General features: G+C 61.1%; 19 protein-coding genes and 2 tRNA genes. 5 read left to right on the top strand and 16 right to left on the bottom strand.

What is annotated here, in order from left to right; all coding sequences use genetic code 11:
• The first annotated feature begins 154 nt into the window (after positions 1 to 154).
• Positions 155 to 508 carry an outer membrane protein assembly factor BamE gene (bamE, locus tag LJE91_07700; GenBank protein ID MCG6868600.1) on the top strand — a complete coding sequence of 118 codons (354 nt, stop codon included), beginning with the start codon at positions 155 to 157 and terminating at the stop codon, positions 506 to 508.
• 15 nt (positions 509 to 523) lie between these two features.
• Here the strand turns inward: bamE and LJE91_07695 are convergent, their stop codons facing one another.
• The 3 genes from LJE91_07695 to LJE91_07685 are packed head-to-tail and all read right to left on the bottom strand — an operon-like array spanning position 524 to position 2,632.
• Positions 524 to 862: an RnfH family protein gene (locus tag LJE91_07695; GenBank protein MCG6868599.1), complete on the bottom strand. Its 339-nt coding sequence runs from the start codon at positions 860 to 862 to the stop codon at positions 524 to 526.
• Positions 852 to 1,286 (bottom strand): type II toxin-antitoxin system RatA family toxin, encoded by a 435-nt coding sequence (locus tag LJE91_07690; protein MCG6868598.1) that lies wholly within the window; start codon positions 1,284 to 1,286, stop codon positions 852 to 854. Before LJE91_07690 ends, LJE91_07695 begins: the two co-directional genes overlap by 11 nt.
• Positions 1,287 to 1,294: 8 nt before the next feature.
• Positions 1,295 to 2,632, bottom strand: a complete 1,338-nt coding sequence (locus tag LJE91_07685) for a sodium-dependent transporter (GenBank protein MCG6868597.1) — start codon at positions 2,630 to 2,632, stop codon at positions 1,295 to 1,297.
• 136 nt (positions 2,633 to 2,768) lie between these two features.
• Between LJE91_07685 and smpB the strand changes: the two genes are divergently transcribed.
• Entirely contained in the window at positions 2,769 to 3,248 is a 480-nt protein-coding gene (gene smpB, locus LJE91_07680) for an SsrA-binding protein SmpB (GenBank protein MCG6868596.1), read from the top strand.
• Between the two features lie 33 nt (positions 3,249 to 3,281).
• Here smpB and dnaQ read toward each other — a convergent pair whose 3' ends face one another.
• The 3 genes from dnaQ to LJE91_07665 all read right to left on the bottom strand — a co-directional run bounded on the left by dnaQ (position 3,282) and on the right by LJE91_07665 (position 5,299).
• Positions 3,282 to 4,028 carry a DNA polymerase III subunit epsilon gene (gene dnaQ / locus LJE91_07675; GenBank protein MCG6868595.1) on the bottom strand — a complete coding sequence of 249 codons (747 nt, stop codon included), beginning with the start codon at positions 4,026 to 4,028 and terminating at the stop codon, positions 3,282 to 3,284.
• A 79-nt stretch (positions 4,029 to 4,107) separates the two neighbouring features.
• Entirely contained in the window at positions 4,108 to 4,557 is a 450-nt protein-coding gene (gene rnhA / locus LJE91_07670) for a ribonuclease HI (GenBank protein ID MCG6868594.1), read from the bottom strand.
• A complete protein-coding gene (locus LJE91_07665) occupies positions 4,544 to 5,299 on the bottom strand; it encodes a methyltransferase domain-containing protein (GenBank protein ID MCG6868593.1) in 756 nt (251 codons plus the stop codon). The genes rnhA and LJE91_07665 overlap by 14 nt, the downstream gene beginning before the upstream one ends.
• A gap of 404 nt (positions 5,300 to 5,703) precedes the next feature.
• Here LJE91_07665 and LJE91_07660 point away from each other — a divergent pair, with 404 nt between their 5' ends.
• Positions 5,704 to 6,528, top strand: a complete 825-nt coding sequence (locus LJE91_07660) for a Stp1/IreP family PP2C-type Ser/Thr phosphatase (GenBank protein MCG6868592.1) — start codon at positions 5,704 to 5,706, stop codon at positions 6,526 to 6,528.
• Between the two features lie 278 nt (positions 6,529 to 6,806).
• Entirely contained in the window at positions 6,807 to 7,490 is a 684-nt protein-coding gene (locus LJE91_07655) for an FHA domain-containing protein (GenBank protein MCG6868591.1), read from the top strand.
• 79 nt (positions 7,491 to 7,569) lie between these two features.
• Here the strand turns inward: LJE91_07655 and LJE91_07650 are convergent, their stop codons facing one another.
• The 4 genes from LJE91_07650 to LJE91_07635 are packed head-to-tail and all read right to left on the bottom strand — an operon-like array spanning position 7,570 to position 14,200.
• A complete protein-coding gene (locus LJE91_07650) occupies positions 7,570 to 9,621 on the bottom strand; it encodes an ABC transporter ATP-binding protein (protein MCG6868590.1) in 2,052 nt (683 codons plus the stop codon).
• Positions 9,618 to 11,033 (bottom strand): ABC transporter permease, encoded by a 1,416-nt coding sequence (locus tag LJE91_07645; protein MCG6868589.1) that lies wholly within the window; start codon positions 11,031 to 11,033, stop codon positions 9,618 to 9,620. Before LJE91_07645 ends, LJE91_07650 begins: the two co-directional genes overlap by 4 nt.
• A 60-nt stretch (positions 11,034 to 11,093) precedes the next feature.
• Positions 11,094 to 12,071 carry an ABC transporter permease gene (locus LJE91_07640; protein MCG6868588.1) on the bottom strand — a complete coding sequence of 326 codons (978 nt, stop codon included), beginning with the start codon at positions 12,069 to 12,071 and terminating at the stop codon, positions 11,094 to 11,096.
• Positions 12,068 to 14,200 carry an ABC transporter substrate-binding protein gene (locus tag LJE91_07635; GenBank protein MCG6868587.1) on the bottom strand — a complete coding sequence of 711 codons (2,133 nt, stop codon included), beginning with the start codon at positions 14,198 to 14,200 and terminating at the stop codon, positions 12,068 to 12,070. The genes LJE91_07640 and LJE91_07635 overlap by 4 nt, the downstream gene beginning before the upstream one ends.
• A 413-nt stretch (positions 14,201 to 14,613) precedes the next feature.
• Between LJE91_07635 and LJE91_07630 the strand changes: the two genes are divergently transcribed.
• Positions 14,614 to 15,396, top strand: a complete 783-nt coding sequence (locus LJE91_07630) for an enoyl-ACP reductase (protein ID MCG6868586.1) — start codon at positions 14,614 to 14,616, stop codon at positions 15,394 to 15,396.
• Positions 15,397 to 15,469: 73 nt separating this feature from the next.
• Here the strand turns inward: LJE91_07630 and LJE91_07625 are convergent, their stop codons facing one another.
• From LJE91_07625 to lon, 6 genes are all read right to left on the bottom strand, one after another.
• A complete protein-coding gene (locus tag LJE91_07625; GenBank protein MCG6868585.1) occupies positions 15,470 to 16,771 on the bottom strand; it encodes a dicarboxylate/amino acid:cation symporter in 1,302 nt (433 codons plus the stop codon).
• A 3-nt stretch (positions 16,772 to 16,774) separates the two neighbouring features.
• Complete coding sequence (locus tag LJE91_07620; GenBank protein ID MCG6868584.1) at positions 16,775 to 18,676, bottom strand: SurA N-terminal domain-containing protein; 1,902 nt, start codon at positions 18,674 to 18,676, stop codon at positions 16,775 to 16,777.
• 293 nt (positions 18,677 to 18,969) lie between these two features.
• A tRNA-Asp gene (locus LJE91_07615) sits at positions 18,970 to 19,046 on the bottom strand.
• Positions 19,047 to 19,141: 95 nt separating this feature from the next.
• A tRNA-Val gene (locus LJE91_07610) sits at positions 19,142 to 19,217 on the bottom strand.
• A 16-nt stretch (positions 19,218 to 19,233) separates the two neighbouring features.
• On the bottom strand, positions 19,234 to 19,506 hold the full coding sequence (locus LJE91_07605; protein ID MCG6868583.1) for an HU family DNA-binding protein: 273 nt from the start codon (positions 19,504 to 19,506) through the stop codon (positions 19,234 to 19,236).
• Between the two features lie 588 nt (positions 19,507 to 20,094).
• On the bottom strand, positions 20,095 to 22,491 hold the full coding sequence (gene lon, locus LJE91_07600) for an endopeptidase La (protein MCG6868582.1): 2,397 nt from the start codon (positions 22,489 to 22,491) through the stop codon (positions 20,095 to 20,097).
• Positions 22,492 to 22,679: the final 188 nt, after the last annotated feature.

Here is a 22,679-nt window from a genome sequence, read left to right as displayed (position 1 = left end):
CTACTGCGCTGATGGGAGCTCGGCTCAAATGCCCCCGATTTTTCGTTGCGTAGGCCCACTATGCGCCTCAAAATCGTGAACATTCGATCTCGCTCTCCCATCATGCTCGCTACGATCACCTAAGTCCGACAGGCTCCTAGATACAGAAATGATTATGAGAAATATTCTCGTGATTGTCACTTTTCTTGTGGCGGGAGGCGTCAGTGCCTGCAGCTGGAATCCGTTCCAGGTTTACCGTATCGACGTGCAGCAAGGCAACGCCCTACCACCGGAGGCGATCGATCAGCTTCGGGTCGGGATGACGGCGGAACAGGTGCGGTTCCTGATGGGGACACCGATCGCATCGGACCCATTCCGTCCGGACAGATGGTACTACGTCTACTATCTGAAACCGGGCAAACGGCCGACGATCGAGCAGCGGCTCACCATCACCTTCGAGGAGGGTCGGGTCACGCGCATCGAAAGACCCAAATCCGAATCCGGGGCGGACCCGGACCGATCCGCCTGAGCCGGGAAGCAGGCCTCAATTTCTGGCTTTCCCCTCCGTCATCGGACCGCCGCCCTTCTTCATTACCTTCCCCTCAGAGGCACGACGCCTGCGAACCTCCTTCGGATCGGCGATGAGGGGACGATAGATCTCGACGCGGTCGCCGGAGGCCAGTACTCGATCGCGCGGCGCCGCCTTGCCGAAGATCCCAAGCTTGTGGACCGACAGGTCAATCACCGGAAAACGGTCGCGGATGCCGGAAACCTCCACCGCCTTGTCCGCCGTCGTGCCGTCTGGGACCTGTATTTCGATGATGGCCTGCTCGCCGGGCAACGCGTAGGCGACCTCGACCGTAATGGTCTCCTCATCTGCCATGAACGTCTCGCGCCCTGGCGATAAAGGCGTCCATGAGCGAGTTGGCGATTTGTTTAAACAGCGGTCCAATCGTGAGGCGCAACACAGGATTGGCAATCTCGAATTCCATGTCCAGGCGGATCTTGCAGCCTGCGTCGCCGACCGGCTCGAAGCGCCAGAACCCCTGCAGGTGCCGGAAGGGACCGTCCAAGAGCCGCATCTCGATCATCTTGTTGATCTGCAGTCGGTTTCGGGTGGTAAACGCGGCGGACAGGCCACGCCTGGAGAAGTGAACAGTCGCCTTGATCTCGTCGGGGCTCTCGTCGTGGATCTTGACCTCGTCGCACCACGGCAGGAAATCCGGATAGGCCCGAAGATCATTGACCAGAGTAAACATGTCCGCGGCCGTGTAGGGCACCAGCGCGTTGCGGTTGATCGTCGTCACGAACGCGCTCAGATAACACCGATGGCGTTCAGGAACACCAGCACTACCCCTACCGGTGTCACATACCTGACGAGGACCTGCCAGACGCGGTATGCGCTTGGGGCAATGGCGAGTTCGTCGCGCGATGCCGCCGCTCTCATCAGCCAGGCCGCGAATATCGCAATCAGCAATCCGCCGAGCGGAAGCATGATGTTCGAGGTCAGGTAATCCAGCACCTCGAAAACGTTTTTGCCGAACAGGGTGAATTCCGACCAGATATTGAAGGAGAACACCGTGCCCAGTCCCAGCGCCCAGGCGACCACCCCCCCTATCACCGACGCGTGGACGCGTGTCAGACCGTGGTTCTCGACCAGCCAGGCGACGGCCGGTTCGATCAGGGAAATCGCCGATGTCCATGCCGCGAACACCAGCAGCACGAAGAACAGGGTACCGAACAGGACCCCGCCCGGCATCTGCCCGAAGGCGATCGGCAGGATCCTAAATATCAGACCTGGCCCTTGGGCCGGCTCGAGGCCCTGGGCGAACACGATCGGGAAGATGGCAAGACCCGCCACGATGGCCACGGCGGTATCGGCAAGGGCAACGATGATGCTAGTGCCCGGAATCGAGGCGTCCTGCGGAAGATACGACCCGTAGATCATGATCGCACCCATACCGAGACTGAGGCTGAAGAAGGCCTGCCCCATGGCAGTCAGAATCGCCTCTGCGTTCAGCTTGCCGAAATCCGGTTCGAACAGAAACGCGACCCCCCGCATGAACTCTCCCTGGGACATGGCGTATCCCACCAGCAGGATCAACAGCAGGAACAGGGCCGGCATCAGGAAACGCACCGCCTGCTCGATGCCGGAGGAGACCCCGCGCGCGACGACGATCATGCTGATGACGATAAACAGGGTGTGCCATGCGAGTAGCCGCTCGGGATCCCCGACCAGGGCATCGAAGACGGCGCCCGCATAAGCTGCATCGGCACCGGTGAACATCCCCGCGGCCGAGCGGAAGACATAGGACAGACACCAGCCGGCGATCACGCTGTAGTACGACAGGATCAGCAGTCCGGCAAGGACGCCCATCCAGCCGAGCAGCGACCAGCGACGACTCTTTCCTTCGTCGTGCGCCAGCGTGCGCATGGTATTGATCGGGCTCTGGCGCCCGCGGCGACCCAGCATCACCTCCGAGATCATGATCGGGATGCCAATGACCGCAACACAGATCAGATAGACGATAACGAATGCCCCCCCGCCGTTCTCTCCGGCAACGTAGGGGAACTTCCAGATGTTCCCCAGCCCTACCGCCGAACCCGTCGCGGCCAGTATGAACGCCAGACGGTTCGACCACTCCCCATGCATCGAAGTCCGATTGGTTGGCACGCCTCCCCCCTGTTCCAGGATGCGCCGGTATTGTGTGGGATTTTCCAAGGTGGCACAAGAAATGCCGGAGTGCCAATGAAGGCTGAACCGGATGGTCAGGGGGTATACTTGTCAAATGGGAAAAAAGAAAAAGGATCAGGGGCCCGGTCCGGCGACGATCGCCGTAAATCGCAAGGCGCGTCACGACTACTTCATCGAAGACACCTTCGAGGCGGGGATCGCACTCGAGGGGTGGGAGGCCAAAAGCCTGCGCGACCGTCGATTGCAGCTCAAGGAAAGCCACGTCCTGATGAAGGACGCGGAGGCCTGGCTGATCGGGGCTCACATCTCACCGCTCGCCACCGCGTCCACGCACGTCTCGCCCGATCCCGTGCGCACGCGAAAACTCCTGATGCACCGGCGGGAATTGGACCGGCTCGTGGGCGCCGTCGAACGTAGCGGCTACACGATCGTACCGCTCTCGATGTACTGGAAACGCGGGCGCGCCAAGCTGCAGCTCGGGCTCGCGCGGGGCAAGAAGCAGCACGACAAGCGTCAGGTCGAGCGTCAGCGCGACTGGAGACGGGAACAGCAGCGTATCCTGAAGAAGGGCTGACGCGATCTGGTCTGCCATTTTCCGGCAATCGCCTTAACCGTCCGGACGGTCCGTTGGGGCCTCGTCACGCGATTCCAGCGCCATCCACAGACAGTTTCCCCCGCTGGCGTCCGCGATGTTTCTCAGGCGCGCCTCGTGGGCCGCGCGCTCAGCCTCGGTCGCCCTCAAGACTCGCAGCGCCGGCCGTTCGCGGCTGACCGGACGCGGGCCTTCGCCTTCGGTCGTATCGAGTCCCGCCTCCCCCGCTAACGCCAGACTGGCCTGCCCGCCGGTCATCGCGAGGTAGACGTCCGCAAGGATGCGGGCGTCCAGCAACGCACCGTGCAGGTCGCGGTTGGAATTGTCGATGTCGTAGCGCTTGCAGAGCGCATCCAGGTTGTTCTTCCGACCCGGATGTTTCTTTCGAGCCAGCGCGAGCGTGTCGAGCAGCCCGCAACGGGTTTCCACTGGGCCATCCACCTCGGGCAGCCGCTCGAGTTCCGCGTTGATGAAACCGATATCGAAGGGCGCGTTGTGAATCACGAGTTCGGCCCCGACCACGAACCGCAGGAACGCCTCCGCCACGTCTCGAAACCGCGGTTTGTCGGCCAGAAACTCGGTGGTGATTCCGTGGACCGACACGGCACCCTCGTCGATCTCGCGGTCGGGCTGGATGTACTGATGAAAGGTCTCCCCCGTCGGCCGTCGGTTGACCAACTCCACGCATCCGATCTCGATGATCCGGTGTCCCTGTGACGGATCCAGTCCCGTCGTCTCGGTATCCAGTACGATCTGCCGCATGGTTTCTCCGATTGTCGCTGTCAGCGTTCAGCGATCAGCCGTCAGCGCTTTCATGCTCTGATCGCTGATCGCTGACCGATTATCTCCCCAGCATCTCGTCGATCGCCACATTGGCGAGCCGGTCGGCCAGTTCGTTCTCCCGGTGCCCGCTGTGACCCTTGACCCAATGCCATTTGACCTGGTGGCGCGATACCGCCGCATCGAGACGCTTCCACAGGTCTTCGTTCTTGACGGGCTGCCGTGCGGCGGTCCGCCAGCCCCGGGTCCTCCAACCATCGATCCACTTGGTGATCCCGTCACGGACATACTTCGAGTCGGTCGTCAGGACGACCTCGCAGGCGCGTTTCAGCGTTTCCAGCGCCACGATGGCCGCCATGAGCTCCATGCGGTTGTTCGTCGTGCGGGGCTCCGCCCCCTTGAGGGAACGTTCCCGGCCACGGTATCTCAGCACCGCGCCCCACCCGCCGGGCCCGGGGTTTCCCCGACAGGCGCCATCGGTAAAGACCTCGACGACATCAGACACGCGCAACGTACCGCGTCGACGGTTCGGTGAGGTTGCCCGGGAGCAGTCCCCTGCGGCGCGGCCAGGCCAGCTTGATCGGCGTCAGTGTCGCCACCTTCTTTCGCGCCAGATGGAGGTGGGCGGAACCGGCATTCGGCAACACCTTCGCCACGTGATCGAAGACCCCCGACCGCTGCTGCATGGACAGGTTATTGATCGGCGGGCGGAAGCCGATCGAGGTCGTCGACATCATCTCGAAACCGAGCACCGAGAGCCACTCCCGAATCCTGGAACCCGAGTAGAAGCGCCCGCACCAGGGTACCCGCCCCCGGCGGCCGAGCGCCATCCGCCAGAGCCCGTGAAGACTGATCGGGTTGAAACCGACGATGACCAGGTATCCCTCCGGAATCAGTGTGCGATCCACTTCCCTCAGGATGGCGTGTGGATCCGTTGAGAACTCGAGCGCGTGAAGCAACAGGATCAGGTCTAGGCTGTCCGACTGGAACGGAAGCGCATCCCCCGACCCGACGACATCCGCGCCGTCCAGCACCGGACCCAGCCGCATCCGGCATTTCGTTCTGCAACACTGCATCAGATCCGTTTCACCGGAAATACCACCGATTTCAAGGGCGTAGTACCCGAAAATCCGTGGCAGGATGCGGTCCAGCTCGAACTTCACGCTGGATAGCAGAGGCTGACCGGCCGCCGTGGCGTACCACTCCCTCAAGGCAAGCGTCTGACTGCGTGCATCACCGGCAACCGGCCGCATACCGTTCACACGAGACACCAACGCGGGAACGGCTGCGACGCTGCATGGCATACGTCGAAACCTGGCCACCTGTCATGAATCCGCGGCGCATTATTTGTTATCGCCGTGACAAACAAAGTAAGCTACTCCTCAAAGAATGAAAGCATCGGAGAATGCCGGGCCCTAGATACGACCGTGTTCACCGGACGATCTTCCGGCTTGGGCTTCGAGCCGCCCGGAAGTCGAACAGAAGACGGGGCATTGGCGTCACCCATTATCGCCTTCGGAATTCCCGATATCCAGAACCCACACGACTCGCAGGACACGCGCTCGCCACGCGCTGACCTCCCCGGACCAGCGGATGCCGGAAACACCTGAGCCACCGAAGACCCCATTTCCGCAAACGCGGTCTAATATCTAAGATTATGAATCTGAAAGATACCCTAGAGGTCGCCGGACGCACTGACAAGGGCCGGGTACGATCGAGCAACGAGGACTACATCGGGGAGGAATTGGAGATTGGGGTCGTCGCGCTCGCCGACGGGATGGGGGGTTATCGTGGAGGCGAGATCGCCAGTGCGATCGCAATCAATACCATTCTCGACGAACTGAGGCAGGCCATTCCGGGGATTGGTCCGGGGGAAATCGACGAGAGCACGGGATACTCCCGGCAGAGCATCGCCGCCCGCGAGGCCGTCGTCAAGGCGAACCAGACGATCTACCAGACCTCCCGCAGCCAGGCACAGTTCCAGGGCATGGGCACGACCATCGTGCTCGGGATCTTTCACAACAACAAGATCACGGTCGCCCATGTCGGGGACTCGCGAATGTACCGTTTTCGCGACGACGAACTCAAGACGATCACCGTGGACCACACCCTGCTGCAGGAGTTGATCGACCGGGGGCTCTACACGCCCGAAGAAGCACGCGAATCGCTCAACAAGAACCTGGTCACCCGCGCCCTGGGTATCGAGTCGACGGTAGCAGTCGACATTCACGAGGACGCGGTATATCCGGGTGATATCTTCATCCTTTGCTCGGACGGGCTCAACGACATGGTCGAAGACGAGGAGATCAAGGCGGCGTTGAAGGCCTTCGATGGCAACCTCGGCGAAACGGCGGACCGTCTCATCGAGAAGGCCAACGAGCGCGGCGGGAAGGACAACGTGTCAGCGCTGCTGATTCACGCCCTGAAGGCCTTTCCCGACAAGCCCTCCTGGCGCAGCAAGCTCACGCGCTGGTTTACCTGAGCGCCGTTGCGCGGACGACCGCAAGGGTGCGTGGCCCAACCGATCCGGCAATGCCAAACGAAACGATGTACGAGACACTCCAGTGGCAGAGGCGCTCCGCCGGGTGGACTTCACCATCCGTCGGTTCACTCGAGGCCGAGTACGCTTTGCATCGCCAATATTCGAACATTTGGCTGGCGGCGGTCGAGTGGGGTCGACCCGGTCGCGTCACCACGAGGTGAAACGACGCGCCCCGCCACGGATATCCCTGCTGCAATATTCGGAAACTGTGAGGCACCATGGCAAAACTGATCGTAACGTCCAAAGGTGATCTGGTGGGCGAGTTCCCGCTCAGCAAAGAGTGCATCACCGTCGGCCGAAAATCGGACAACGACATCCATATCGAGAATCCGTCCATCAGCGGCTACCACGCCCAGGTGATCACGATCCTGAACGAGTCCTTCATCGAGGACCTGAACAGCACCAACGGCACCTTCGTCAACTCTCGGATGGTGCGTAAACACGCACTGCACGACGGCGACATCATTTCCCTGGGACAACACAAGCTGGAGTACATCAACGAGTTGACGTCGAGGAATTCCACACAGGCGGCGGACCGTACCGTGGTCATCGAAGGCGACGCCAAGGGCGCGGCAAAGCAGCGGATGAACGCTACCGAGGCCCGAAGCCGGGAGCTGGCGAACGCGCGGGTTCACATCACCAGCGGTTCCAACGAGGGTAAGGAACTCCTCCTGACCAAACCAGTGACCACCCTGGGCCAGCCGGGTGTCGTCGTGGCGGCCATCTCGCGCAAGGAAGACGGTTTTTACATCATGCTCGTTGAGGGAGACGATGAGAACAAGCGCCCCCAGGTCAACGGTGAAACGATCGACAAGGGCGCGCGGCTGTTGAGTCCCGGGGACAAGATCAAAATCGGTGGCGTCCGTATGCAGTTTCTCGCGGGGACGTCTGCCGGACCATAGCGACCACGCAGCGATTAGGTGCTTCCGCCACCTACGGCCCGAAACCGGGGGCACGAGACCCATTACCGCAACCGCTGCATCAGGGGACTGCCGTGGCACGAAAGCAGCGAACTATGTGGCGATCGCCCGCCCTGCTCTGCGGCGGGAACTCCCGGATACAGCGCGGCTCACACCACGGGCAACGCGGATGAAATGCGCAACCTGACGGCGGATCGGCAGGGGACGGCGGATCGCCCTGGAGCCTGACCCGTTGCGGTTCCAGATCCGGCCTGGACCGCGGGACGGATGCCAGCAACGACTGCGTATAGGGATGCAAGGGACGGGTCAGGATCTCGCCGGTCGTGCCCTGCTCAACGATTCGCCCGAGATACATCACCGCGATCTCGTCCGCCATGTAGGCGACCACCGAGATATCGTGCGTGATAAACAGGTAGGCGATGTCCAGTGACTGCTGCAGCTCGCGGAGCAGGTTCAGGATCTGCGCCTGCACCGAAACGTCCAGGGCGCTGGTCGGTTCGTCGCTGACCAGCAGGCGGGGTGAAACGGTCAGCGCCCGCGCGATACCGATCCGCTGGCGTTGGCCACCGGAGAATTCATGAGGATAACGGTCCCTTGCGGATGCTTCGAGCCCGACCTGCTTCAAGAGAAGATCCACTCGTTCCCGGCGCGCCTCCCTGTCGCCTTCGACGCCCAATGCGATCATCCCCTCCTCGAGGATGTCTCCCACCAGCATCCTGGGATTCAGGGAAGCGTAGGGGTCCTGGAAGATGATTTGCAGGGCGCCTCGATAGGAACGCAAGTCCCTCCGACCCAGTCTTGTCAGGTCTGAACCCTGGAACCGGACGCTACCCCCGCTCGGCTCGATGAGGCGCAGAATCCCCTTACCCAGGGTGGTCTTGCCGCATCCCGATTCTCCCACCAGCGCGAGCGTGCGCCCCGCGTGGACCGCCAGCGAGACGCCATCTACCGCGCGGACGTGTCCCACAACGCGATGAAACAATCCACGCCGCACCGGGAAATGCACCTCGAGGTCGCGAACCTCGAGTAATGGTTCGCCGGTGATCGGCCGCTCGACGCCCGCGGAATGAACCGCCAACCGACCCTGCCGCTCGTCTCCCGGAATCCTTGCCCCGAGGGAATACAGGTGGCAGCGAACCCTGTGATCCCCAGCAAGGTCGTGCCCCTGTGGTGCCTCTCGGGAACAGGCCGTCATCGCATCCGGGCAACGGGGTGCGAATCGGCAACCCTTCCCGGGATCGGACAGGGACGGAGGCGATCCCGCGATCCCGACCAGGTTTCCGCCCCGTCGCGCACGGTCCGGCAGGGCCCGAAACAGGAGCCGGGTATACGGATGCGCGGGGCTGTCGAACAGCGCCCTGACCGAGCAGGTTTCCACGATCTCGCCCGCATACATCACCGCAACGCGATCGGCGATCTCGGCCACCACACCCAGGTCATGGGTAATGAGCAGGATCCCCATACCGGTATCCCTGCGCAGGCTGTTCAGCAGGTCCAGAACCTGCGTCTGGATCGTCACGTCCAGGGCCGTGGTCGGCTCGTCGGCGACGAGCAACCCAGGTCTTCCGGCGAGCGCCATCGCGATCATGACCCGCTGCTTCAGTCCCCCGGAAAGCTGATGGGGATACTCCCCGGCCCGTCGCGCCGTGTCCGGGATCCCGACCTTGTGGAGCAGCTCCTCGGCCTGCCGCAGCGCGTCCCCCCCACGCGCGTGTCCATGCGCGACGCAGGCCTCCATGACCTGCCGACCCACCGTGAGTACGGGGTTCAGCGAGGTCATGGGCTCCTGAAAGATCATGCCCATCTCCCCGCCCCGCACCGACCGCATGGCGGATTCCGGCAGGGTCAACAGTTCCCTGCCCCCGAGCGCCACGCGTCCGGCCGTGATGCGCCCCGAATCCGGCAGCAGACGCATCAGCGACAGGGCCGTCATCGACTTGCCACAGCCCGACTCCCCGACGAGCGCAAACACCTCGCCGGTCCGTATGCGGAAACTCAGGTTCGATACCGGAACGATGGCCCGCGGGCCGGCGCCGAAACGGGTACTCAGTCCGGCGACCTCGAGCAGCCAAACGGGCCCCGCATCGGTCTTGACGGTGGTTTCCGCGCTCATTCAATTCGCTGCCGGAGCCGGGGATCGAAGGCGTCTCGGACCACGTCGGAAAACAGGTTTGCGCTGAGCACGAGACCAAACATGGAAATCATGGCCGCGCCAAGGGACCACCAGACCACCGGCTCGCGCGCCATTTCCAGTCGCGCCCCGTTGATCATGTTGCCCCAGCTGTAGGTCGCGGGGTCCACACCGATCTGCACGTAGGACAACACGGCTTCGGCCAGGACCAGACCGCTGAAATCGAGCACCACCGTGATCAGCACGATATGCATCACGTTCGGCAGGATATGGCGCAGGATGATCCGCGGGTGTCCCACGCCGAAAGCGGTCGCGGCCTGTATATACTCGAGCTCCCTGACCTTGAAGCTCTCCCCACGCAGCAGTCTGCACAGGCTGGTCCAGCTGGTCAGTCCGAGTATCAGGCACAGGGCGAGCAGCCGAAGGTCCGCGCGTTCTGCGACGCTGTCGTAGCGTTCGGCGTGCGTCGACATATAGACGTTCAGCATGAGAACCGCGGCCGCGATCAACAGGACGCCGGGGATGGAATTCAGTGTGGTGTAGGCGTACTGGACGAGATCGTCCACCCAGCCCCTGAAGTAACCCGCCATGATCCCCAGTATGACCGCGATCGGCAGCATCACCATGGTCGTCAGTGTGCCGATCAGCACCGCGGTCCGAATGCTCTTCAGCGACTGGTAGAACACGTCCTCCCCGACCTTGTCCGTGCCCAGGACATGGTAGTCCAGACCGAGCATGCCGAGGGTGGCGAATCCGGTGAACACGGCCGCCAGCGTCCACAGGGCGGCCCGCCACGGTCCGGCCTCTCGAGCGTTGCGAACGAAGGAGACGAACCGGCCCAGTGACATGCCCCGTCTGCGCGCCCCCCGGAGAAGCAACACGGCCGCCGGCATTGTCCAGACCATGAGACCCAGCGCGACACCGGCGAAAGAGGTCACGGCGATATCCTGGAAACGTCCCCTGCTGTCCGCGGGTAGATGGGCTCCACCATGCCGGAGCCGGGGATAGACGCGTTCCTGCCGGCCGTCCGGCAGCCCGACCGGTTCGCGTACATACAGATGCGCGGCAAAGGGCGCCGAGTAGGTCTTTTCGTTCGATTCGCGTAGCGGCGTCGCCACCCAGTCCAGGACACTCAGCACCTCGTTGGAGTAGACCGGTTTACTGTCGGGTCCGGCCCCGGGTAACCGGGGGTGGAAATGCAGCGAATCCGCCACGGCGATCAGCGTATACGTGACCAGCAAGACGAGACAGACGATGGCGATGCGACTCCGCACGACACGCTTCCAGGGCTCGTGGAGATGCGGCTTTCCGGCGGCGTACGCCGCATAGGCCGCGACGGCCAGGAGCAGCACGAAGAATAAGGCATCGGTTGGCAGGACGACGGGTTTGGGCATGCGTCTCGTTGCGGGTTGCGTGGCGGCCGGCGTCTTTGCAGTCGAGTCGTTAAACCTGGCTCAACCTGGCCGAACGCGGGGATCGGCCAGGGTATACGCGATGTCCGTCAGGATCAGTCCGAGTATGTACAGCAGGGTTCCCAGATAAACGATCGAGCGGACGATCGCGAAATCCTGGTTGTCGATTGCATCGATGGTGTAGCTGCCCAGCCCCGGGATACCGAAGAAGGACTCGGTCAGCAGGCTACCGAGAAACAGCAGCGGCAGGAGTACGACCACACCGGTCAGGATCGGAATCATGGCGTTGCGCAGGATGTGACGGAACAGGACGAGGCGCTCGGGCAGCCCCTTGGCGCGGGCCGTCCTGACGTAGTCCTTGCCCGCCTCCTCAAGGAACAACGTACGGTACCAGCGCGTGCCCGCCCCGATCCCCGATAAAACGCCGATCAGGACCGGCAGGACCAGGAAACGAAACGCCTGTGTTCCGGGTTCATAGCCGGAGATCGGTGTGAGGTGAAGCAGTTTGCCCACCAGGTACTGCCCGCCGATGATGTAGAACAGGCTCGAAATCGACATCAGCATGACGCACAGGACCACGCCACTGAGATCCAGCCAGGTCCCGCGAAAAAAAGCGATCGACATGGCGAAGGTGATATTGACCGCGAGGCCCACGAGCAGCGTCGGGACGGCGATCGCCAGGCTCGGCCACATGCGCTGACGGATATCGTGTCCGATGTCCCGCCCGGCGTCGGACCGGCCGAATTCGAAGGCCAGCAATCCGAGCGATTTGGTGACGAAGATCGTATCCGTCCACCGGGCCAGCCCCTCGCGTTCCTCGTTGTAGATCAGTGGCCGGTCGTAGCCGCGCTCCGCCTTCCACTGGTCGATCTGCTCCTGTGTGACCCGCTTCTGCCCCAGAAACATTCGCGCCATATCGTCCGGCGAATTGACCACGAAGAACAGCACGAACGTGAGCACATTGACGCCGAGGACGATCGGCAGGGCGTACAGCACACGACGGAAGATATAGGCAGTCAAAACGCCGTACTCCGCTGCCGGCGTCGATACAGGATCCAGCTGCCGGCGAACAGACCCGTTATCAATACCGCCAGGCCCCAAATCGGCCAGAGCACCGGTCGGTTCCACTCGGCCCGGTAGTTCGCCCGGAGCCCGGGATCGAGTCGCTCGTACTTGAGGGTGTTGTTGGCCATCAGGTTCGGTTTCAGATTGTGAACCCAGTCGTGATAGAGCGTGAACGTCCTCGGATGGTATCCGAACAACCAGGGCGCATCGCGCCTGACGATTTCCACCATACGCCGGATCACCTCGAGCCGTGCGGGTCCGTCGGTCATGTCCTTCATCTCTTCGAACAGGCGATCGAACGCCGCGTTCTCGTAGTTGCTCGCATTCTCACCCCCGGATACCGTCTTCGCGTTGGGCCCGAAGAGCAGAAACAGGAAGTTTTCCGGATCCGGGTAGTCCGCGTTCCAGCCCCACTGGTACACCTGCGCCACACCCTGTCGCATTTTGTCCTGAAACCGGTTGTAGTCCGTGTTCCGTATGACCAGCTGGATCCCCAGCTTTGCGTACTGCTTACGAACCCAGTTCAGCCGCGCACGCCCATCAGGACCGGTGCCGACGGTATCGAAGTAGAGCACGATGGGTTTGCCGGTAGCGGCGTCCTTCCCATCGGGATAGCCGGCCGCGACCATGAGTCGTTTGGCATCCTCTAGCGGTCTTCGCCTCGGGGCGTTTACATCCCATTCGTAGACAAAAGGATTGATGCCGGTCGGCCCGGATTCGTGACCGAATATCCCGGGCGGGATCGGCCCCTGCGCGGGTTCGCCACGCCCGTTGGCGAAGATCGAGATATATTCCTCGTAGTCAACCGCGATCGAGATCGCCTGACGCAGCTTGCGTGCACGTTCACCGTCGCCGCCGACCACCGGATCCAGCATGTTGAACCCCATGTACATGATCGAGGTGTCGATACCGGTGGCGAGTCGGATCCCTCGCTGCTCCATCTCGGCGGTCACGCCGGCCTCCCCGAATCCCGTGAAGCGCACCGCCTGATCGAAGCTGTCCGAGGAAATACCTGAGGTGTCGTAATAACCCTGAAGAAACTTGTTCCAGTAAGGAATGTTCTCCTTCTCCAGGCTGAACACCACGCGGTCGATCATCGGCAGACGCCGTCCCGCGTCTTTCAGCAACCCGTCTACGCGATCCTCCTCGCTGCCCCGATCCGGATAGGTTTCTTCGTGGAACCCCGGGTGACGCTCGAGAACCATGCGACGGTTGGGATCGTTTTCGGTCAGCATGTAGGGTCCGGTTCCTACCGGGTACCAGTCGAGGGTGAGATTTCTTTCGGCCATGCCCGGCTGGCTGTAGAAGCGATCGGCCTCCCACGGCACGGGCGCGAAGAATGGCATGGCGAGCCAGTACCGGAACTGGGGGTAACGGCCCTCGATTCGTACCCGAAAGGTGTACCCGTCGATAGCTTCCAGACCTTCCATGGGATAGTCACGCAGGTCCCGCCAATGTACCCCTTCGCGCTTGTCCTCGCCGGTATCCTCGGAGAGGAGCCGATCGTGAAAGGCGGCGAATCCCAGGATATGTTTCGACATCAGGCCGGCGATGGGGGAATTGAGCCGCGGATCCGCGAGACGTTTGATCTGATAGACATAGTCCGCCGCCGTAAGCTCCCTCGAGCCGGTCTGGGGGAAACCTTCGAGCGTGCGAATGCCTTCCATGTCCCAACGCTTCGATGCGTCATATCTCGCCCTTCCCGCCTCATCCCGCGCAAATGCCGGATGGGGTTGATAATGGATGCCGGGACGGATTCGCACGATGTAGTCGGTAAAGGCAACCTCGTCGTGCGGCGCATCGTCGTCCAGGAGTCTGCCCTGCTCGTCCCTGGCCTGGATCTGCGGTAATGCCGTTGCTGTTAGCGGCACCAGCGTATAGGGTCGCTCGAGAAAGTGATACTGCAGCGGCGGCTCGTAGATCTGTGCAATGAAACGGAATTCGTTTGCGCTGTACGACCGCGCGGGATCCAGGTGTTTGGGACGTTCGTTGAACGATGTGTACGAGACGTTGGCCGTCGCATCCTTACCAGGGTAGGGATCGTTCCACGGTTCGTCCGGAGAACCGCAACCCCAAAGAAGCATCGCCAAAAGACATCCCGGGGCCAGGAATCGATAGAGGTGCCTGTCGCGAGGCACCGCCCCTGCGGTCTTCCCTCGACGACTGCGGACATCGCCTCGGATCCGCCGGTGTATCGGGGACGGATTGCCGAGTCGCTCACCCCTCCCATGCAAGGTACTGCCCGGCGGGGACGGTCGATAATCCGGCCGGGGCCCGAAAGCGGCGTTTGTTCGAAATTGAATCTTGAACACTTGCGGCATAGTATTGTCCGCGTGGCGGCTGTCGGTCAAAACCCCGGGCCGGCATCCCTGCCCGTCGCGATCTCGCCTGTTGCGCGGTGAACCCGGGACATGCCACCTGAATCGTACCCGCGATTTCAACTTGTTTCGTTTCGGCAACGGAAACAGAAAATCAACCCGGTTCCGGAGACCCGAATATGAGCCTTCTGGATGGAAAACGCGCCCTGATCGTGGGCGTCGCCAGCAATCGTTCTATCGCCTGGGGCATCTCACAGGCGATGCGCCGGGAAGGTGCGGAACTGGCCTTTACCTACCAGAACGACCGCCTGCGCTCGCGAGTGGAGAAGCTCGCCGGGGAATGCGACTCGGATATCGTCGTTCCGTGCGACGTCGAGGATGACGAACAGATCGAGGCGGTGTTCGAACATCTGGACGACTTCTGGGACCACGTCGATATTATCGTGCATTCCGTGGCGTTTGCTCCGAAAGAGGAACTTGAGGGGGACTTCCTCGACAACGTGACCCGGGAAGGCTTCCGGCAGGCCCACGACATCAGCAGCTACAGCTTTTCGGCGCTGGCTAAGGCCGGCAGGCAGATGATGCAGGGCAGACACGGCGCCCTGTTGACCCTGAGTTACCTTGGCTCGCAACGGGCGATGCCCAATTACAACGTCATGGGACTCGCGAAGGCCAGCCTCGAAGCCAACGTTCGCTACCTTGCCTACACCCTGGGGCCCGACGGTACGCGAGTCAACGCATTATCCGCCGGACCGATACGAACGCTGGCGGCGGCCGGAATCGGAGACTTCCGCAAGATGCTGGACCACGTGGAGAAGAATGCCCCGCTGCGTCGAAACGTCACCATCGAGGACGTCGGCAACGCCGCCGCGTTTCTGTGCTCCGACTTCGCCTCCGGCATTACCGGCGAGATAACCTACGTGGACGCGGGTTTCAACATCATCGGCATGACTGGCTACTGAGGCGTCTCGCACGGCCCCCGTGTGGATACCGACCCGGGTTCCATCTGCGCACCAACCGTCACCGGGTCGCCCTTCAGGCCCGAAGAATATCTTTCTCCCCCTCGCTTCGACCGATGACCACGGCACCGCAGGAATCGCTGAACACGTTGACCGCCGTCCTGCTCATGTCGAGCAGCCTGTCCACGGCCAGAATTATTCCGATCGCCTCCGCGGGCAGACCCACGGACGCCAGGATAATCGTGATCGCGACCAGACTCGCCGCCGGAATCCCGGCCACACCGATAGAGGTCAGCAGGGCCAGCAGCACGATACCGAACTGCTGGGCGAATGCCAGTTCCACGCCGTAGGCCTGTGCGATGAACATCGCGGCGACACACTCGTAGAGCGCCGTCCCATCCATGTTGATGGTCGCGCCGAGCGGCAGCACGAAGCCGGTCACACGGCTGGATACCCCGGCCCGTTCGCGGACGCATTCCATGGTGATCGGCAATGTCGCGGACGAGGAGGCCGTCGAAAACGCTGTCAACAGCGAGGGCAGCATGGCCCGGAAGTGGCGGACCGGACTGACGCCCGCGACCCAGCGCAGGATCAGTGGCATGGTCACGAACGCATGGATGGACAGCGCCGCCGCGACTGTGAAGAAGAACACGGCCAGTGGCCTGAACGCGTCGATGCCCGAGGTCGCTATCACCTTCGTCACCAGTGCGAACACCCCGAGTGGTGCGAATCGCATGATCAGTTCGGTGACCTGCATCATCACATGGTAGACACCGTGCCAGAACATCTGCAGGACGTTGCCGAGCTCCGGCTCGATCCGGGTCATGAAGAAGCCGAACAACAGGCTGAAGGTGATGAGTCCCAGCATCTGGCCATCGGCGGCGGCCCGAACGATATTCGGCGGCACCATGCGCAGAAATATCGCGATGACGTCACTACCGCCCCGGCCCTCTATCTGTCCGGCGATTTCCGCCGTATCCGCGCTCAGACCCAGCGTGTCAGCTGCCGGTTCCCCTCCGATCAGGCCCGGCTGCACGAGATTGACCATCACCAGCCCGGTCACGATGGCAAGGGTCGAGGTCGCCAGATAGTAGAGCAGGGTCTTGCCGCCGAGGCGCCCGAGGGCCCCTTGCGAGCCGATGCCCGAGATCCCGTAGATGATCGACGCCATCACCAACGGCACAATGAGCATCTTCAGGGCATTCAGGAACAACGCACCCAGAAAGGAAAAGACCGGCAACACGTTGACGCCGAGCAACGATCCGTCGGTACCGATCGCGAGGCCCACGACTACCGCGGCCGCCAGCGCGATCAGGATCTGCCAGTGGAGTTTTAGCTTCAGCAGGGGATTCCGTCCCGATTCACGGACGGGCTCCATGAATCACAGATTTTCGCGGAAAATGCGAACCTTCGCATCTTCCTCGAGTGCGCCGATCGCCGCGTTGAGTTCTCTGGAACCGTATGCCCTGACGACCGCATCTGCCCCGGCAGCGGTTTCCTCTCCCTTTTGCGCCGATTCCTCACGAATGCCACGCAGGACAACGACGGCAAAGGCACCGTCGGACATCTCGACGCCGTCGACCGAGCTGGCGCCCTCTGCCGGCGCCGGCAGACTAAAGGCACTGACGCGAATGCGCGAGTCAACCTTGGGTGCGGTGCGGCGAATGTGGCCGGGCGCTTCGAAGCGCGCACCGCTCGAGGCCGCAACCGACGCCGGATCGGCGCCGCCCCGAATCTCGAGCATTGCGGCATTGCCCCTTTCCTTTGCCTGCGCCGCCGCTGTCTCCTGCGCAATCGAGTCGACGATCTCGCCCCGGACCTCGTCAAGCGGTGCGACCTTCGACGCTTCGCGAGTCGCCACCCGAAGTACCAGTACCGAACCGTCGGGCAGTTCCAGCAGATCGCTGTTTCGCGATTGCCCATACACCTCTTCGCTGAACGCCGCCTCCCTGACCACTGGCTCGGAACCGATGCCCTCCCCCCCGTCGCGTGTGATCCATTCCGATTTACGAACCGGCAACCCCAGGGATTCCGACACCGGCTCGAGGCTGTCCGGTTGTTCGTATGCCAGTGTCAGCATCCGCTCTGTCATCTCGACGAACCGACGTTCCGCTTCCCTCTGGCGATAGTCCTGCTCGACCTGATCGCGTACCTGTTCAAACGATTTCTGCTCGGAAGGTTTGATTTCCGTCACCTGAATGATGTCGAACCCGCCATCGACCTGCACAGGCTGGCTGATCTCGTCGCGGTCGAGCTCAAACAGGACCTTGTCGAACTCGGGGCTCATGTCACCGCGCACCAGAAACCCCAGGTCCCCTCCGATTTCCGATGTCAGGTCGTCTCCTGAGAATTCGGCGGCCAACTGCTTGAAGTCCTCTCCGGCAGCGAGACGGTTGCGAACCTCAATGGCCTTTTCCCTGGCGGCGTCGTTAGCCGCGTCACCACCCTTGCCCTCGGCCTTTATCAGGAGGTGTCGTGCCCGGCGTTCTTCGGGTGAGACATATCGATCCATCTGATCTTCGTACTGCGCCTGCAGGGTCTCCTCATCCACTCCGACCTGGCTCTGGATCTCGCCCTCGCTGATCTGAACAAAATCCAGTTGCACCCGCTCCGGTGTCATGAATCGTTCGGTGTTTGCCTTGTAGTACTCAGTGATCTGCGCTTCGGTCACCTGTGAACGGGCGGATTCCTTGTCCGCCTCAAACAACAGATAGGCCAGATCGCGTTGCTGGTTCTTCAGTCGCTCGTAGTCCGCCGCTTCGGACCGTGTCAGGAATGCGGTATCGCGAATGCCGTCCTCGAACTCTCCCACTCGAATCTGTTGGCGGAGACCGGCCTCGAACTCCGCTTTCGATCGTCGCTGGGCCTGCAGGAGTTGGTCGTAACGGCCCGGATCGAAAGACCCATCGACCTGAAATGCCGGAATCGAGCGAATCGTTTCCGCGAGCACCTCGTCACTCACCCGGTAGCCCGATCGTTCCACCTCCTCGCGAACCAGTTCCCTTCGAACCAGCTCTCCGATCACAGCATCCTTTATGGCGTCATCGCTGTATTGAGAGGGAAGCCGGTTGCCGAACATCGAACGCAGGCTGCGTTGACGTTGCTGAAATTCAGAAGAGAACGCGCGCATCGGAATCTCGTTTCCATTGACTTCCGCTGCGATCAGATCCTGTCCTCCACCGAAGTACTCGTTGATGCCCCAAAGGGCAAACGGAATGCTGATGAGGATGATGATGACGTACGCGACGATACCGCTTGCACGATCTCGAATGGATTGCAACATGGCGAATCTAGGGGATTAGGTGATTGCCGGAAAATACCGTGCCGGATTGGGCCGGCTTTTCGTTCGTCATCAAGGCGCGACGACAGGCGCATAGTCGAACCATGGAACGGTTATCGCAACACAGAGGAGGGACGAAAAGACAAGCAGGATGGTAGGTCATTTGACAGAAATCGCCTCAGTCAGTGCACTGGTCGAAACTCCAGCACCCGCACGAGACTGCCGGTCCGGCGAAACCGGGAGGGTTTGGGCACGAGAAAGGGGTATCCTCGGATACCCCTTCGACGGGCTGGAATTGGCGGAGTGGACGGGACTCGAACCCGCGACCCCCGGCGTGACAGGCCGGTATTCTAACCAGCTGAACTACCACTCCGAAAAATTAGCGTAACACGAATTGTCAGCGCACTATGGAACCGATCGATCTGCATTGCAGAGGACGGCGACCATCGTTCCTTTGCTTGGCAAGGCTGGTGGGTGCTGAGGGAGTCGAACCCCCGACATTCGCCTTGTAAGGGCGACGCTCTACCAGCTGAGCTAAGCACCCGCTAGCAAGCGCCGAATCAGTTTACGGCATCCTTTAATGCTTTGCCAGCCTTGAAACTGGGCGACTTGGACGCGGCGATCTGAATCACGTCTCCGGTCTGTGGATTGCGTCCACTTCTTGCGCTCCTTTCCCTCACGAGAAACGTACCGAAGCCGAGTATCGATACCTGCTCACCTTTCTTGAGCGCGTCGGTCACTGTATCGACGATCGCATCGACGGCGCGAGACGCCGATGATTTGGACAGATCCGCGGCGCTCGCAACGGCATCAGTGAGTTCAGTTTTGTTCATTGGCTCCCTTCTCTCATTACATAGAGTTTTTACGGCATCCACTGATTCCGGAATGGCACCCGGTAACAGGAGTCACCGTGGACAAAATATCGAGAATCCCATTTGGCCGCACAAGCGGCACGCTGACCAGTAAGAACGCACTGTTCCGACCCGGTGTATAGAACCCCCGAATATCACGACTTCGACAAGCGCCGCGGATCCTCAGCAGCTTTCGCCTGATCTTGCAGACGCCATCCGGTTCGTTTCAGCGATCAAGCCAAACGGCCTGTCGGCACGCTTGCGGATTTACTATGATCCCCGCGCAGTTGATTGGGATTGTCGCGGGATTCCCGGAACCGGAAGGAGCAGTTTTATACCAAGCACAACTATGAACTGTCAACGGGAATTGCATCGTCCAATGCACTTGAAACTGGACGGTCAGGTATTCGTGATTCGTTACCGTGAAAAAATCATCCCGATGGTACGATTTGCGAGAGAGCCCGCGCAGGACGAGTCCGAACCGGCAGAAATCTTGCTCTGCGGGCAAGCGCAAGCCACACGCCAGGAGGATGATCGTCCAGTATTGTGTGTCCTCCGACGGCGTAGGGATCAATGTCGGCGCAAGGTCTGCTTATCGGTGCGCCGGTTGGCAGGCGTTTCCTGCTTGATCTCCTGACCTTGCTCGGCGGGAACGTCGGCGGGCCGGGGAAGTTCGTGCAATGCCACGGCCAGGACCTCATCGATCCAGCGAACCGGGCGAATATCAAGCTTCTGCTTGATATTTTTTGGAATCTCCGCAAGGTCTTTTTCATTCTCCTGCGGGATCAACACCGTGGATAGCCCGCCTCGATGCGCGGCCAGAAGCTTTTCCTTCAACCCGCCAATCGGCAGCACCTCACCACGAAGCGTGATCTCTCCGGTCATGGCCACGCTGGCCTTGACGGGAATCGACGTCAAGGCGGAGACCAGTGCGGTGCACATAGCGATCCCCGCGCTGGGTCCATCCTTCGGTGTGGCACCTTCCGGCACATGAACGTGAATATCTTTATTCTCGTTAAATGCCGGATCGATACCGAACACCGAGGCCCGACTTCTGACGACCGTCGAGGCTGCCTGTATCGACTCCTGCATGACATCGCCAAGTTGCCCGGTGTAGGTAAACTTACCCTTACCCTGCACGACCGCGGCCTCGATGGTCAACAACTCCCCACCGACCTCGGTCCATGCGAGACCGGTCACCTGACCAATGCGGTCCTTCTCCTCCGCCAAACCATAGCGGAACCTTCGCACGCCGAGATACTTTTCGAGGTTCCTCGGTGTGACGACGACCTTCCTGCCGGTCGGCTTCAAGGTCTCGGTCTTGACGACCTTGCGGCAGATCTTCGAGATCTCACGTTCCAGGTTCCTTACACCCGCCTCGCGGGAGTAATGGCGAATGACATCCCGGATTGCCGTATCGGTGATATGGATCTCGTCCGCCTTGAGGCCGTTGTTCTTCGTCTGCTTGCCGATCAGATAACGCGTTGCAATGTGTGTCTTCTCATCCTCGGTGTAGCCCGGCAACCGAATGACCTCCATACGATCGAGCAGCGGACCCGGTATGTTCAGCGTATTGGCGGTGGCGACGAACATGACGTCCGACAAGTCGAAGTCGACCTCGAGATAATGATCATTGAAAGTATGATTCTGTTCCGGGTCAAGCACCTCCAGCAGCGCGGAGGCTGGATCACCCCTGAAGTCCATAGCCATCTTGTCGATTTCGTCGAGCAGATAGAGGGGATTCCTGACCTCGACCTTGGAAAGGTTCTGGATGATCTTTCCCGGAAGCGAGCCGATGTAGGTGCGCCGGTGTCCGCGGATTTCGGCCTCGTCCCGAACGCCGCCCAGCGACATGCGTACGAACTTTCGTCCGGTGGCATGCGCGATCGACATGCCGACGGATGTCTTGCCAACACCGGGTGGGCCGACCAGACACAGAATAGGACCTTTCAGCTTTCGTACCCGCTGTTGGACCGCCAAATACTCGAGGATTCTTTCCTTGACCTTTTCCAGACCGTAGTGATCCGCCTCCAGTACCGTCGCCGCCTTGCCGAGGTCCTTGGATACGCGGGTTTTCTTTTTCCAAGGCACACTGACGAGCCAGTCGATGTAGTTTCTCACTACCGTGGCCTCGGCCGACATCGGAGACATCATCTTCAGCTTGTTCAGTTCCGCGGTGGCCTTCTCCTTCGCTTCCTTGGACATCCCGGCCTCGTCGATCTTGCGCGCGAGGTCATCCACTTCGTTGGGGGCTTCGTCCATCTCACCGAGTTCTTTCTGAATCGCCTTCATTTGCTCGTTGAGGTAGTACTCGCGCTGGCTCTTCTCCATCTGCTGTTTCACGCGTCCGCGTATCCGTTTCTCGATATTGAGAACATCGAGTTCCCCCTCGATCAGCGACATCAGGTGCTCCAGCCGCTGGCGGACGTCGTCGATTTCCAGGACTTTCTGTTTTTCCTCCAGCTTCAAGGCCATATGCGCCGCTATCGTGTCGGCCAGGCGCGAGGGGTCGTCGATTCCGGCAAGGGAAGTGAGGACTTCCGGCGGCACCTTTTTGTTCAGCTTTACGTACTGATCGAAAAGGTTCGTCACCGAGCGCGTCAGGACTTCCTGCTCCTTTTCATCGATCTCATCGTCCGATTCGAGCAGTTCGATATGCGCGGTCAGATAGTCATCCTCACCGCCGAACTCCAGTACGCGGGCTCGCTGGCCACCTTCCACGAGGACCTTGATCGTGCCATCAGGTAGTTTCAGTAACTGCAGGATTGTCGACAATGTTCCGATTCGATAGATATCGGTCGCGACGGGTTCGTCGAGTTCCGCACTTTGCTGCGCGACCAGCAGGATCTGCTTGTTGTCCGACATGGCCTCGTCCAGGGCGCGAATCGATCTTTCCCGTCCGACGAACAGGGGTATGACCATGTGGGGATAGACGACGACATCCCTCAGCGGCAGGACGGGCACCATCGAGTGTCTACCTTCAATGTCTCCCTTGTCTGTTTGCGTCTCGTTGCTGTCCATTTCACCGTGCCTCTCGAGGATTGAAGCGCCCGACAACGACCGAATACGTCATCGAACCACAGATTTAGGTCGATCCCGGTAGAGTTGGGGATCGGTTATCGGGATTTCAAGGGCTCGCGTCGATGTGCGCCCGC

It is taken from the genome of Gammaproteobacteria bacterium (assembly GCA_022340215.1).
In the GTDB taxonomy this organism is placed as follows: domain Bacteria; phylum Pseudomonadota; class Gammaproteobacteria; order JAJDOJ01; family JAJDOJ01; genus JAJDOJ01.
The sequence above is the reverse complement of the archived record's forward strand: the minus strand, read 5'-3'. Positions and strand labels throughout refer to the sequence as shown.